General features: G+C 40.1%; 11 protein-coding genes. 2 read left to right on the top strand and 9 right to left on the bottom strand.

Annotation, left to right across the window (positions count from 1 at the left end; genetic code table 11):
* Nucleotides 1-196: 196 nt before the first annotated feature.
* Together AAHB15_RS01360 and AAHB15_RS01355 are read right to left on the bottom strand one after the other, a co-directional pair.
* The gene (locus AAHB15_RS01360; RefSeq protein ID WP_335572575.1) at nt 197-1,150 is read right to left on the bottom strand and encodes an alpha/beta hydrolase; all 954 of its coding nucleotides are present in this window, start codon (nt 1,148-1,150) and stop codon (nt 197-199) included.
* Between the two features lie 57 nt (nt 1,151-1,207).
* Nucleotides 1,208-2,236: a quercetin 2,3-dioxygenase gene (locus AAHB15_RS01355; protein ID WP_335572576.1), complete on the bottom strand. Its 1,029-nt coding sequence runs from the start codon at nt 2,234-2,236 to the stop codon at nt 1,208-1,210.
* 196 nt (nt 2,237-2,432) lie between these two features.
* Between AAHB15_RS01355 and AAHB15_RS01350 the strand changes: the two genes are divergently transcribed.
* Nucleotides 2,433-3,326 (top strand): LysR family transcriptional regulator, encoded by an 894-nt coding sequence (locus AAHB15_RS01350; RefSeq protein WP_342041610.1) that lies wholly within the window; start codon nt 2,433-2,435, stop codon nt 3,324-3,326.
* A 131-nt stretch (nt 3,327-3,457) separates the two neighbouring features.
* Here AAHB15_RS01350 and AAHB15_RS01345 read toward each other — a convergent pair whose 3' ends face one another.
* The 6 genes from AAHB15_RS01345 to AAHB15_RS01320 form a co-directional block, all read right to left on the bottom strand.
* Nucleotides 3,458-3,901 (bottom strand): pyridoxamine 5'-phosphate oxidase, encoded by a 444-nt coding sequence (locus AAHB15_RS01345; protein ID WP_335572578.1) that lies wholly within the window; start codon nt 3,899-3,901, stop codon nt 3,458-3,460.
* A gap of 20 nt (nt 3,902-3,921) precedes the next feature.
* Entirely contained in the window at nt 3,922-5,106 is a 1,185-nt protein-coding gene (locus AAHB15_RS01340; RefSeq protein ID WP_342041609.1) for an acyl-CoA dehydrogenase family protein, read from the bottom strand.
* Between the two features lie 19 nt (nt 5,107-5,125).
* Entirely contained in the window at nt 5,126-6,085 is a 960-nt protein-coding gene (locus AAHB15_RS01335) for a VOC family protein (protein WP_335572580.1), read from the bottom strand.
* The gene (locus AAHB15_RS01330; protein ID WP_342041608.1) at nt 6,082-7,020 is read right to left on the bottom strand and encodes a fumarylacetoacetate hydrolase family protein; all 939 of its coding nucleotides are present in this window, start codon (nt 7,018-7,020) and stop codon (nt 6,082-6,084) included. Before AAHB15_RS01330 ends, AAHB15_RS01335 begins: the two co-directional genes overlap by 4 nt.
* Nucleotides 7,021-7,544: 524 nt before the next feature.
* Nucleotides 7,545-8,495 (bottom strand): alpha/beta hydrolase, encoded by a 951-nt coding sequence (locus tag AAHB15_RS01325; protein WP_335572582.1) that lies wholly within the window; start codon nt 8,493-8,495, stop codon nt 7,545-7,547.
* 2 nt (nt 8,496-8,497) lie between these two features.
* Nucleotides 8,498-9,550: a quercetin 2,3-dioxygenase gene (locus AAHB15_RS01320; protein WP_335572583.1), complete on the bottom strand. Its 1,053-nt coding sequence runs from the start codon at nt 9,548-9,550 to the stop codon at nt 8,498-8,500.
* 267 nt (nt 9,551-9,817) lie between these two features.
* On the opposite strand from AAHB15_RS01320, the gene AAHB15_RS01315 reads away from it, so the two are divergent.
* Nucleotides 9,818-10,705, top strand: a complete 888-nt coding sequence (locus AAHB15_RS01315; RefSeq protein WP_335572584.1) for a LysR family transcriptional regulator — start codon at nt 9,818-9,820, stop codon at nt 10,703-10,705.
* Between the two features lie 205 nt (nt 10,706-10,910).
* On the opposite strand, the gene AAHB15_RS01310 is transcribed toward AAHB15_RS01315, so the two are convergent.
* On the bottom strand, nt 10,911-12,980 hold the full coding sequence (locus AAHB15_RS01310; RefSeq protein WP_335572585.1) for a bifunctional aldolase/short-chain dehydrogenase: 2,070 nt from the start codon (nt 12,978-12,980) through the stop codon (nt 10,911-10,913).
* Nucleotides 12,981-12,998 lie beyond the last annotated feature (18 nt).

Genomic DNA, 12,998 nt, shown 5'->3' with positions numbered 1-12,998 from the left:
AGCTGGCCTTTTCAAATTTCTTCGTCTCGTGTTCAATAAGGGTAAACCCTATTTGAACAATTGAGATTAGGAGAATTAACGTATCAAGAAGTATGCTTTTTGGTAAATAAGGGGGGTAATTATCCACATAATGAACTATAATCCTAAAATATAATTTCTATATTTAAAAATTGACCCTACTTGTAATCGTTTCCCCTTATGAAAGTTCCCTTTGAAAAAATTCCTCAATTGTGTCAAAAATCAACAAATCTTTTCCTTTATTAATCTCCTCCAACCCGTTCTTTGAGGCATAATACCTTGCTATCCTCAGGCCACTTACATCTAAATTAGTGCGATTAAGAAATCCATGGCCAAGTCCATTTATCAGGTAAAGTGTTACTTCATTCCCTTTAGCGACCAGTGCTTTATAGAGTAACTTACTTTGATGTGCAGGAACTGCGATGTCACTTAACCCATGCATAATTAAAACCGGTGGAAGCCCTTCTTTTACATACGTCAACGGATTCGCTTCCTTCACACGTTCCGGACATGTTAAAATAGGTGCTCCTAAAAACAACGATTCAAATGAATCAGGGTCAGATGTTTTTTTATCTTTTGGAATTTGGACTGACTCAGGATCTTCTTCACTTATTCCGTACAGTTCTCGTTGTTCATCGATTTGAAGGAAATTCATTGGCCCATAACCAATCGCAACTGCTTGCACCTCACTTGTCATTTCAGAATAAAGAGGATTTTCTCCGATGAATTGGTTAGGTTCAGTTGTTGCAGCAAGTGCCGCAAGATGCCCTCCTGCCGATGAGCCCCAAAGGCCTATTTTATTACCGTTTAAACCATACTCCCCTGCGATGCTCTTAACCCATCTAACGGCTGTTTTTACATCATGAATTTGCGCTGGAAAGATTTCTTCATCACTTAACCTGTAATCAATGCTTACCATTGTATAGCCCTTGCTGGCAAAATACCAGGTGAAATCCGGACCTAATTTGCGATCCCCAAACCGCCATCCCCCTCCATGCAGCCAAATAATCACTGGCAGAGGCTCTTTTTTCAACCTGGGTAAATATATATCAGCTAATAACTGTCTTCCATTTATCTCCGCGTAAACGAGATCTGTTATGATTTCCACAGAATGATCTACTACCTTTTCCAATGAAAATCCTCCTTTAAAGATGGTATTTTTTAATTAATGATAATCTTCTTGTCACTATTAATCTTTTACAGGACGACCGCCAAGCACTTTCAGATCAAGAATATCTAAATTTTGGAGTACTCGATCAAAACGGAGTGGAGCCGGCTCACTCGGGAAAATATAATCATCATAAACATCACCAAGAGTACGGAAAAATGGCTCAAATAGACCAGTCGCAAGGATACCAATCATTTTAGTGTAATGAGAATCCATTCGGTAAGAATGAACCGTGTTAGCAGGCACATGTAGAAAATCTCCAGGACTCAAAGTGATTTCTTCTCCATTTGCCCACAATGTAACTTGACCCTCGATACAGAAGAAAATTTCCGTATGCTCTTCATGATAATGCTCAGGGATAGCTTCACCTTTAGGACCTTCTGAAACAACAAATATAAATTCACCATTAGAATTTGCTTGAGTGGTCATCAAGGTATGAAGTTGATCTCCCGTAACTAAGCGTATGCCCTCTCCCGTATTAAGGACATATGGCGCAGCCTCTTCGGGTACTTCCCCATTTTCTACTAGTTGTGATGTACCAAGTACGTAACCATCAAAGAAAAACTCTGCATCTGCAGTGCGTGAGGCTTTCTCAAATTTTTCAATGGATGGTTCATTCACGGCTTTTGGAGGGTGCACAAATCTGTCATAGGGCTCGCCAATAACGGAATAAAGTTGTGACACATTTCCTTTCGAAGTAAAAGATAAAACCTGAGTTCGATGGCTGAGCATTTTATAGCTGTGTTCCGTACCAGCAGGAACATAAGCATAGTTTCCTTCCGTAAGTAAATATTTCTTATTAGCAATCACAAGCTCAAGCCACCCATGAAGTATATAGATTCCTTCATGACAATGTAAATGTTTATGAGTTGGGAAAGAGTCTCCCTTTCCTCCTGAAAGAATGACCATTTCTACTAAGTTTTCCGTACTCTTTCCATTCGCAATAATAGTAGCTAATTGCCTGCCAAATATATACCGTTCCCCTTCCCCATTTCTTAACAAATAAGGAATCTTGTGATTTGGCAGGTTGTTCGTAAATAAATTACTCATTGTAATCCTCCTCTATAATTAACCTTTATAATCTAGTTAATTGCTAAGCTACCTTGTCGGTAGCGCTAACTTCAAGTCATAGTATATGGTAGAATGACATAGGAGAGAAATATAACTAATCGTTCACAGTTATACCTTTTTTTCATATAGGTAATTAGTCCACTGAACATATTCAACAAGAAAGGAGCAATTGCCTATGGATCTTAAACAATTACGTTACTTTGTTTCTGTCGCGGAACGATTGAGTTTTACTGAGGCGGCAATGAAACATTTTGTAGCTCAATCAGCTATTAGCAAGCAAATTTCTAATCTTGAAGACCTAATAGGAGTTCAATTGTTTATTAGAAATAGAAGGACTGTCCAATTAACAAAGGCGGGAACCCAACTCTTAAAAGATGCTAAAGGGGTTATCACCCATTATGAAAAAGCAATCAGCAATGCCAGACTTGCGGAAAACAGGCTGTCTGGAAATATAAAAATTGGGTATTTAGGACTTGAGAAGACTTTTTTACCAAGACTCATTAATCAATTTACCAAGACATACCCTGATGTTAATATTGAGCTAATCCAGTACACCAGGGATACACTAAATGCCTCTTTAAAACTTGGAGAAATTGACATTGGATTCACGTTCTCTTTATCAATTGATAAATACACTGAAATAGTATCTAGGAAAATATCAAATATACCTTTTGCTGTTGTCATGAATAGTGAACATCCACTAGCTAACCATAAAAAAATCAGTATAAATTCGATTGCCTCTGAACCTATTATTGTTATTAATCAAGAAATATCTCCTGATGGATTCAAACATATTTTTGAATTATTCACAAAAAATGGTTTTTCCCCAAACATAGTTCAGGAATGTTCTCAATTTGAAACGGTATTACTCATGGTTGAGGCCGGTATCGGTATATCGATTCTCCCCGTTGCAATGCAAAATCCCCCATCAACTCTTCGTTTTAATGAATTAGAAGAATATGTCGAGGATATTGACTTCATCATTGCATGGAATAAAAATAATCAAAATCCTTTAGTTCCTTTATTTACAAAGGAATTTGAAGCGTTAATGAACACATATGAATTTTAACGGCCTCGTTTTTTGTTTTTCCTACTTTTCAAACAACACGGTAAAAAAGAGAACTAGTTTTTTTCTAGTTCTCTTCCCTTTTCCTTTTTTTGTTTTTCTAATTCAATAGAGTTCATTATTCTAAAGCCATTTTAACCAAGAAGCTCGTAAACTTCTGTATCTAATTTTTTCGCAAGTTCGGGATTATATGTTTTTTCATATTCCGGTTCAACCGTCACCTTGCCGCCGTAGAACATAACATTCTCCACTTCTTCAATTTCTATTGTTACCACACATAGCTTCATAGTCCTTTTAATTACGTCAGAAACTGAAGCCTTCCCCCTTACTGAATAGCAGCTTCCATCTCCTATCATTCCAACAATCACATTAGGATTGCTTTGAATATTGTTAATACTTGATGCTTTATGACCAAGAGCTACTTTTATTTGTGTACCTTCTGGGTTTGCATTTACCCATGAAACAACACTTAATTGCGGAAGTTTTGTTTCTGCATCAACCGTAATCAACGAAACCATCTTTTCTCCCTGCAAAGAGGAAGCGAGCTCAGGGCTCAGACGATCTATAGTTTTAGTCATTATGATTCTCTCCTACTTTATTAGTATTCCACTTTTACCGGAAGACCTAGTTCAAGCTTACCGAACAGTTCTCCTACCCAATCAAAATTGAAGGCCGTATGCTGTGCTCCGGCATGGATATCCCGCCAAAACTGTTGAAGCGGGTGACTTTCTGCAGATGCTGCTGCACCGCTGCTTGTATAGATGGTTTCCATAGCTTCTGTACACATTTCAGTACAATAAGCATAATTACAGCGCAAGCGTACCCGTTCCGGATATTCAAGTACCCGTCCGGACTCTACCAGTTCTAAGGATTTATGGAGAAGAGCGTCCGCTGCTTCAATTTTTGCAGCTACGTTTGCCAGACGAATTTGCTGATGGGTTAAGTTTGCGACTGCTCCTCCACCCCTAGCTTTATTTTTCCCAATAACCTGGTCACGCCAAATATTATAAGCTCCTTTGGTTGCTCCGAGAATAACAGATAAAAGCGTAACTGGCATAACAGCTGACAATTGAATACGATAAAGTGGTGCTGTATTCAGGGCCATCCCAGGGGAGATCCCATGAAGATTCCAAGGTTCTAACTCCATTGTGCGGTACTCGGGAACAAAAACGTCCGTTAACTGCAATAAATTACTGCCTGTTCCTCTCATACCAATAACTCGCCAAACATCAATCACTTTTAGGTCGCTTTTAGGAACGAGGAAATACAAAACTTTTGTTTCGTCTCCCTCCTCCGAAACCGGTGCCGGCGCACTAATCATGACCCACTCACAGTGATTGATTCCTGAGGAGAATCCCCATTTACCACTTAGTTTGTATCCACCATTAACACGGCTAATTTTTGAATCTGGACTTGGATTAATCGACGTAGCAAGGCATGCATCAGGGTTATTTTTCCATACATCCGCTTGTGCCTGATCTGGAAAAAATGCCAGCATCCAGCTGTGTAACAGCAGAAGTGAATAGCACCAGCCTGTCGAAGCATCTCCTTTAGATACTTCTATTGCTGTATCAGCTAATGTTTTCCAACTCAGTTCATGCCCACTCCAACGGCTCGGAACCAAGGATCGAACCAAGCCTGATGAAATGAATTCTTGGATTGTTTCGGGGGGTTGGTGTCTTAGTTCTTCGCCAAGGTTTGGCCGCATTCGTAGGGAAGCAGATAATTCTTTCGCACGCTCGATCGCTTCCTCATATGAGAACCTATTTAATACTTCATTCATTTTCTCATCCTCCTTAGGTTTATTTATCAATGTTAGGTGTCCCATATGTGTGGAAAGTGGATGGAAGCGGTGTTCCCCACGCTAAACCTTTTTTCCGTTCTTCCGGGGTCCAAGTTACCGTTTCCCAATCCGGTGTATAGATGAGAAAACCGCCCGAGCATATCTCAATTCGATTACCGCCAGGCTCATACACGTATACAAACATCGTTTGGCCTGCAACATGTTTATTAGGAGGTGCTTCAATGAAAATTCCATTATCTAAAAATACATCTGCTGCCCGGAGTACCATTTCGGCACTTTCCACTTTGAATGCGGCGTGATGGAAACGTCCTTGTGCACCTGATTTATCCTGGGAAATAGCAAGATCATATGATTTATTGGTAACATGAAGCCAAGCAGTGGTTTGTTTGCCTTCGTCCGTTATCGCCAGCTCACTTAATCTGAAACCAAGGTGATTTCGATAAAAATTGCTATCGGCATCGACATTGGAGCTGAACAAGTTAATATGATCCAGCTGTGTCACGCTTGCACCTCTAGCCGAAAACTTTTGAGGCTGATTTTTCAAACCCGGCTTTAAGTGGTCCGGTGTTGCATATTTATCCGCCCCATAAAATACTTCTAATACATGCCCATCCGCATCGTGAAATTGGTAGGATCGTCCATGACCATAATCTCCATCAGTCCATCCAATTCCGTATCCGCTTTTCTCCAAATCAATTACACGCCGTTCAAGTGCTTGTTTGGAAAAGGTCCTTAACGCCACATGTCCTAATCCAGCCTGACTTGCTTCCGTCAGCTTCAAGCTGTAAAGCTGCTGATCCCCCCAGCCGCGGAGAAAAACCGATTGTCCTTCACGATGGACGATTTCCATTCCAAGTAGGTCACGGAAAAATTCTAAACTCTCAGCTGGTTTTGGTGTTAACAATTCAATATGGGATAAATAAGCAATATCTCGAATGGGTTCATGATTTGTTGTCATGATTCAGTCACCTCCATAATGGTCGTCTCAATAGCACCAATCCCAGCAATTTCAACTTTTACTCTGTCACCATGCTGTAAAAACTTGTTCTGTGCTTCCCCTACACCACCAGGTGTACCAGTGAGGACAATATCCCCTGGCTCCAAAGTAACGATGCCTGATAAAAATTCAACTAGGTGATTGACATTGAAGAGCAGCTGTTCCGTATTGGATTTTTGCCTTACTTCATCGTTAACTGTTAAAGAAATGTCCAGGCAGTGCGGATCTGGTATTTCATCCTTTGTAACTAAAACTGGACCGAGGGGAAGACCCTTATCTAACGTCTTACCTTGCAGCCATTGAATGGTTCTTTTTTGCATGTCACGGGCTGTAATATCGTTTGCAACTGTGTAGCCGTACACATAGTCCAAGGCATCCTCATACGGAATGTCCTTTCCTTCTTTCCCAATAACAAATGCTAATTCTGCCTCGTAGTCTAGCTTTTTAGTCAAATTGGAATTTAGCAGAAAGGTGTCATTGGGACCGGAAATCGCTGTAGCAAACTTGGCAAAAATAACAGGGTGAACTGGGAAATCGCGCTTCATTTCAAGAATATGATTCTTGTAATTTAGTCCAACGCAAATGATTTTATTCGGCTTCAATACCGGTGCTCCAATTCGAACATTTTCCTTTTTATAGATGGCGGAAGACTGTGCAGGATTTTCAAGTGCATAGGAAACTGCCTCTTTCGCGGTCTTTAGAGCCCTGACGCCATTTGCAATAAACTCTGTTGGATTGGCTGGCAATAAAGCGGTTGCAATTTCTTTTGCTCTTTGCTGTCCACTTTGATTTAAAAGCTCGATATATGCTTCCTGTGGGTCTACAATCGTATTTTCGTCAACTAAAATGCCAAGTCGTAAAGGTTTATTGTTTGTGGAATAGGTTAGTAATTTCAAGGGATCTCCTCCTCGTATTTTTACAACACAACGATGTGTTTTTCACTTAAAATTAATGATAAGCCACAATGAAATTTTTTTGAAATACACATATTGCATTTGAGAAATCATGATTTTAGATAATATGTCACTTTGTCTTTTCCTCTGCCGTACCAGTACCCGTTAATTTTTAAGTCGATTTTATAAGAATTTGGTTAATTCATAGGAATTCTACAAATTAAAAGCTGAATTCTACAAAATAGAGAAGGAATTCTACAATTATTAAATTTATTCTACAAATGATGGCTTCGATTCTGCATTAATTGGTAATCAATTACCATTTTAAAAATTAATGGCCCAATTTTTACAAAAAAGGAGGATAATTCTACAAAGTCGAATGAATTAGCAACAAAAATTGTAAATTTTGACCAATTAAACAGAATCAAAGTAAAAAGTCCGGGGGCAAATCCCAATTTCTAAATTGATAATTTCATGGTAGAACAAAAAAAAATACCCCGCCTAAACGGAGTATCTATTTGCTTAATTCAATTTTCATGGAGATGCTTTCGAAAAAATGATTCTACTAACTCAAATATTCTTTTTTTACTGGACTCTATCTGTTCAGGTTCCCCAGCTTCAGCCTTACGAAAGGTAACTTCTAGAGGCTGTTCATCCAAATCATTTCTATTAAAAAATGCATGCCCCATTCCTTCAATCAAACAAAGAATGGCCTCATTCCCATGTTCAATCAGTGATTGATAAAGCAGCTCACTTTGATGAACTGGTACGGCTGTATCACTTAACCCGTGTAAAATAAGAAACGGCGGGACATTTTCATCAATATAGGTGATTGGATTCGCCTCACGAACAAGATGTGGAACCGTTTGAATGGGTGCTCCCAGCAATTTTGACTCTGGCGAATTCGGGTCAGTATGGCGCTGAACGGAATTAAGACGAATGGATTCCGAATCATCAGAAGAAGTGGCCGTTGAAATATCGTATTCCTCCATCTGTAAGAAATCTGTAGGACCATATCCGTCAACTACTGCTTGTACGTCACTCAAGGATTCCCAATTCCCTAACTCCAAATCTTCTAGTCTGCCTGAACCTGTGGTACCCGCCAGTGCCGCTAAATGTCCTCCAGCTGATGACCCCCAGAGACCAATATGATTGCTATCAAGCCCATACTCCTTAGCGACCGAACGGAGCCAACGGATTGCCGCCTTTACATCATAAATTTGCGCAGGAAAAATCGCTTCACTGCTTAATCGATACTCAATACTAGCCATGGCATATCCACTTTCAGCAAATCTAACTTTAAAATCCGGTCCTAGCTTTCTATCCCCAATTCGCCAACCTCCGCCGTGGAGCCAGACAATCACTGGCACTGGCCCCTCTGCTCCGATAGGCAAATAAAGATCGAGAAGTAACGATTTCCCATTTGGTGAGGCAAATTCAAGATCAGTTAAAACCCTTACTTCATAACGTTGACTCATTTTCAATGAACCTCTTCAACTTTAGCTGGTGGTGGACCTGGAGGCTTGCCTAATAATTTTAAATCGAGCTCATGAATACGTTGAATCACTCGGTCAAACCGATATGGTGCCGGCTCACTAGGGAAGATTGGGTGTTCATATGGATCTCCAAGGATACGGAAAAAGTCTTCAAAGTCCCCTGGGGTCAATAATCCAAAAAACTTTGTATAGTGGGCATCACAGCGGAAGCGATGAGGTGTATTTGCCGGTACATAGGCAAAATCCCCTGGTAATAAGTGCAATTCCTCGCCATCCACCCATAGTTTCATTTCCCCTTTTAAACACATAAATGTTTCATTGGTCAATTCATGAGCATGCTCACCAATGGCTTGTCCTTTTGGTCCTTCGGAAACGAGTGCAAGAAATTGGCTGTTTGTTGCTTCTTTTGTTGTTAGGAGTGTATGAACAGTATCACCGCTAAGAAGATGGACTCCTTCCCCTGATTCCAGTACATACGGTTGAACTTCCTGCGGAATGGTAGAGCCTTTAGCCAATTCTGGTGAGCCAGCAATTGGATGACTAGAGACCAATTTTATATCAATATCAGCAGGTAGTTGGGTAAAAATATCTTGGTTTAAGAGGTTCATAGAAACTGGAGGGCGTTCAAATTTAGTAAATGGCTCTCCTATTAGCGAATACAACTTTGCGACATGACCGTTAATGGTGAAAGAATAGAAGCGTGTTCGATGGCTCTGCATTCGGTAAGCATGTACAGTTCCAGCGGGAATACTTATATAGTCACCTGCAGTTAATAAATACAATTGCCCATTCAGTTCGACTTCAAGTCTTCCGTCGAGCACAACAATTCCCTCGTGAGCTTGTTCATGAACATGAGCCGGGAAACTATCGCCTTTGCCTCCCCATAATTGAACGATCTCCATCATATCACCAGTGCTTTCAGTAGTAGCCACAATGGAGGCAACCTGGGTATCGAAAATATATCGCTCTCCCTCTCCATTTTTAATAAAATATGGTTTCTTCTCGTTAGGTAACTTGCCAACGACTTTTAGAACCATCTAACCACTCCTTATCAAATTCATTTAAATGATTAAGCGCTTTCAAAATAACCATAATACGAATGAAGAAAAATTGGAAATATACCTATTCGATTTCTGTAATCCCATTTTCATATTATTTGTTAGGATTGCTGCTTTAAGAGTTGAATATTTTTAGTAGAATACTAGTTTTTAACATCGTGTCAATATAAGAATACTCGCATAATTTCGACTACTTATTACCTATTATGATAAAATAACGGTAAATAAATAACAAGTGAGGATCCTATGGATATTCGACAATTGCGCTATTTTATTACCGTAGCTGAGCATTTAAATTTTACAAAGGCAGCCAATCAACTCTATGTCGCTCAATCAGCGATCAGCCATCAAATTGCCGATTTGGAAGAACAGATTGGGGTAAAACTATTTATTCGAAATAAACGTTCCGTTCAGCTTACACCAGCTGGGTCTGTCTTTTTAAAAGAAGCTATGGAGATTGTAGAAAAAACATCGGGGGCCATTGAAAAAGCTAAACAAACGGATGCAGGTTTGATTGGCAGTCTTTCGATTGGTTTTTTGAGTGTTCATGTTCGTAGTTTTCTACCAGAGGTTATCAAACGGTTCCGTGAACTCTATCCGAAAGTAGAACTTCACCTGAACCACTTCCCAAGTAAAATGCTAAAAGAAGCGTTGGAAGAAGGAGAATTGGACATCGCTTTTACACAACCGTCTGGGTTACATAGAATAGAAGAGATTGAGATTCAAACGGTAGCAAACGAGAAATATTGTATTGTTATGCATAAGAACCACCCTTTTGCTAATCGTAAAACAATCAGGCTTGCTGAACTTGCAACAGAGCCATTCATTATCCATAACCGCCATGATTCACCTATAGGTTCTTATGATTTTATCGTCCATTTATGTGAACAAAATGGGCTGACTCCAAGAATTGTGAGTCAACCACGCTTTGTTGATACTGTACCGATTCTCGTTGAATCTGAAATGGGCATCTCTATACTGCCAAAAAGCTTTGAAGCCGTGTCCAGCCCTACGCTTCGATTTATCGAAATTGACGGCCTGGAGGGGCATGATTTTGAACTCGTAATGGCGTGGAAGAAAAACAATTTGAATCCGTCTATATCACTGTTTCTAGATGTTCTGGGCATAAAATAAGAAAAGCGCAAGCGCCTTGGTCAGCCCCGACAAGCATAAGACGAGCCGGCCGAAAGGTTGCTTTTTCACCTTTTGGACGGATTGACTTATGACCTCGAGGGGCTAGGCGCTGGAGCTAGACAATTCTCAAATTCAAAAACTTTTATACTTTCATATCTCATAAAGAAAGCCTGTCAATTGAGACAGGCTTGTCTTTATTCCTTTATTATCTAGTAAACGCTGCAGGTACCCCGCCGTCTACTGTCAACATACAACCAGTTGTTCGATCTGATTTTGTTGAAGCAAAGAATGCAATTGATTCTGCAATATCGCTAGGATAAATGTTTACTAGTAAAGTAGTACGTTTACGATAGTGCTCTTCTAATTGATCAGGGTCAATGCCATAGGCTGCGGCACGCTCTTCACGCCATCTTGATCCCCAAATAGCTGAACCTTGAAGAACTGCATCTGGAAGAACAGAGTTAACGCGAATGCCAAACTCGCCGCCTTCTGCTGCAATACATCTTGCCAAGTGAGTTTCTAGAGCTTTAACAGAGCTATATGCAGCTGCATTTTTACCAGCATACACAGAGTTTTTTGAACCGATAAATACCATGTTACCGCCAATGCCTTGATCTTTCATTTGCTTGAACGCTTCGCGGGCAACTAAGAAGTAGCCTGTACCTAATACGTTCATGTTCAGGTTCCACTCTTTAAGAGTTGTTTCATCGAATGGGCTAGATGTTGCCAGACCTGCATTATTAACAATAATGTCAACTCCGCCAAATGTTAAAGCTGTTTGATCGAATGCAGCTTTAACCTGCTCTTCACTGGTAACATCCATCTTAACAGCAAGCGCACGATCAGCTCCAAATTGTTCGTTAATTTCAGCGGCTACTTTTTCCGCACCTTCAAGGTTTAGGTCAGCTAGAACAACTGCAGCCCCTTCAGAGACAAGACGGCGTGCTGTTGCACTTCCAATTCCGCCTGCTCCTCCAGTAACAAATGCAACTTTTCTAGAGAATTCTGCTTCAGCTGGAGCTAGAGATAATTTATATAATTCTAATGGCCAATATTCTACATTGTAGGATTCGTTTGCACTTAGAGAAACAAATTCGCCTAGTGTAGTAGCGCCTTTCATAACAGCGATTGCACGGTGATATAATGCTCCGCTGATTCTTGAGTTCTTAACGTCCTTACCAGTATTAACCATACCAACACCTGGAATTAGAATAACACGTGGTGCGGGCTCAAACATTTTGTCGCCTTCATTTTTATTTTGCTCAAAATATTCTGTGTAAGACTGCTTAAAACTTGCTACTCCTTCTTTCACACTAGCAATCAATGCTTCAACATCTTTTGTTTGAGGATCCCAATTCACATAAAGTGGAATCATTTTTGTATGAACAAGATGGTCCGGACATGCAGCACCTATTTGTGAAAGTTCTGGTGCATTGTAGCTGTTCACAAATTGCAGTACATCATCACCACGGTCGTAAGTCAAAAGCATTTTTTTCTCATCACTTACCGCGCCGCGGATGACTGGCAATACTTTTGCTAGAATGCTAGTTGCATCTTCTTCAGAAAGAGATTGATATTTTTGACCGCCAAATACAGATGCTTCATCCATTCTTTCATTGATATATTGTTCTGCTTCGTTAATAATCTGAATCGTTTTTGCGTAGGCTTCTTCAGAAGTTTCTCCCCATGTTACAAGACCGTGTTTTTCCATTAATACTAGTTCTGCATTTGGGTTATTTAATACTCCCTGTGCGATCATTTTTGAAAGAGTAAATCCTGGGCGAATATATGGGACCCATACAAAGCGATTTCCAAAAATCTCTTCTGCTAATTGCTTACCATTGTCTGCGCAGCAAAGGCTAATGATCGCGTCAGGATGTGTGTGGTCCACGTGTTTGAAAGGTAAGAATGCATGCAATAATGTTTCGATCGATGCTCTTGGGTGCTTGCTGTCGATCATACAATGTGATAGATATGCTACCATGTCTTCGTCTGTCATTTCGTCACGTTCGAATAATGGACGAATGTCTTCTAAATTAAGACCAGTAAAATTGTTTGCTTTCATAGTTGCTAAATCCGAACCGCTTCCTTTTACCCACATAACTTCAACATCACGGCCGCGGAAATCCTTTTCAATTGTCTTCATGGAAGTGTTACCGCCGCCATAGTTACATACCGCACGATCAGACCCAATTAAATTGGAACGATATACTAATTCTTCTACCCCTTTTGTTACCTGTGAAGCTGTTTCTTGATTCCAAAGATTCTGTACCATCCGAAATCCTCCGTTTGT

It is taken from the genome of Bacillus sp. OTU2372 (genome assembly GCF_038440275.1).
Classification (GTDB): Bacteria; Bacillota; Bacilli; order Bacillales; family Cytobacillaceae; genus Neobacillus; species Neobacillus bataviensis_B.
The sequence above is the reverse complement of the archived record's forward strand: the minus strand, read 5'-3'. Positions and strand labels throughout refer to the sequence as shown.

Excerpts from the sequence above, each read along its gene's own strand:
- AAHB15_RS01320 (WP_335572583.1), bottom strand. The coding sequence starts at position 9,550 with ATGGTTCTAAAAGTCGTTGGCAAGTTACCTAACGAGAAGAAACCATAT.
- AAHB15_RS01340 (WP_342041609.1), bottom strand. The coding sequence starts at position 5,106 with ATGAATGAAGTATTAAATAGGTTCTCATATGAGGAAGCGATCGAGCGT.
- AAHB15_RS01335 (WP_335572580.1), bottom strand. The coding sequence starts at position 6,085 with ATGACAACAAATCATGAACCCATTCGAGATATTGCTTATTTATCCCAT.
- AAHB15_RS01310 (WP_335572585.1), bottom strand. The coding sequence starts at position 12,980 with ATGGTACAGAATCTTTGGAATCAAGAAACAGCTTCACAGGTAACAAAA.
- AAHB15_RS01355 (WP_335572576.1), bottom strand. The coding sequence starts at position 2,236 with ATGAGTAATTTATTTACGAACAACCTGCCAAATCACAAGATTCCTTAT.
- AAHB15_RS01325 (WP_335572582.1), bottom strand. The coding sequence starts at position 8,495 with ATGAGTCAACGTTATGAAGTAAGGGTTTTAACTGATCTTGAATTTGCC.
- AAHB15_RS01345 (WP_335572578.1), bottom strand. The coding sequence starts at position 3,901 with ATGACTAAAACTATAGATCGTCTGAGCCCTGAGCTCGCTTCCTCTTTG.
- AAHB15_RS01315 (WP_335572584.1), top strand. The coding sequence starts at position 9,818 with ATGGATATTCGACAATTGCGCTATTTTATTACCGTAGCTGAGCATTTA.
- AAHB15_RS01350 (WP_342041610.1), top strand. The coding sequence starts at position 2,433 with ATGGATCTTAAACAATTACGTTACTTTGTTTCTGTCGCGGAACGATTG.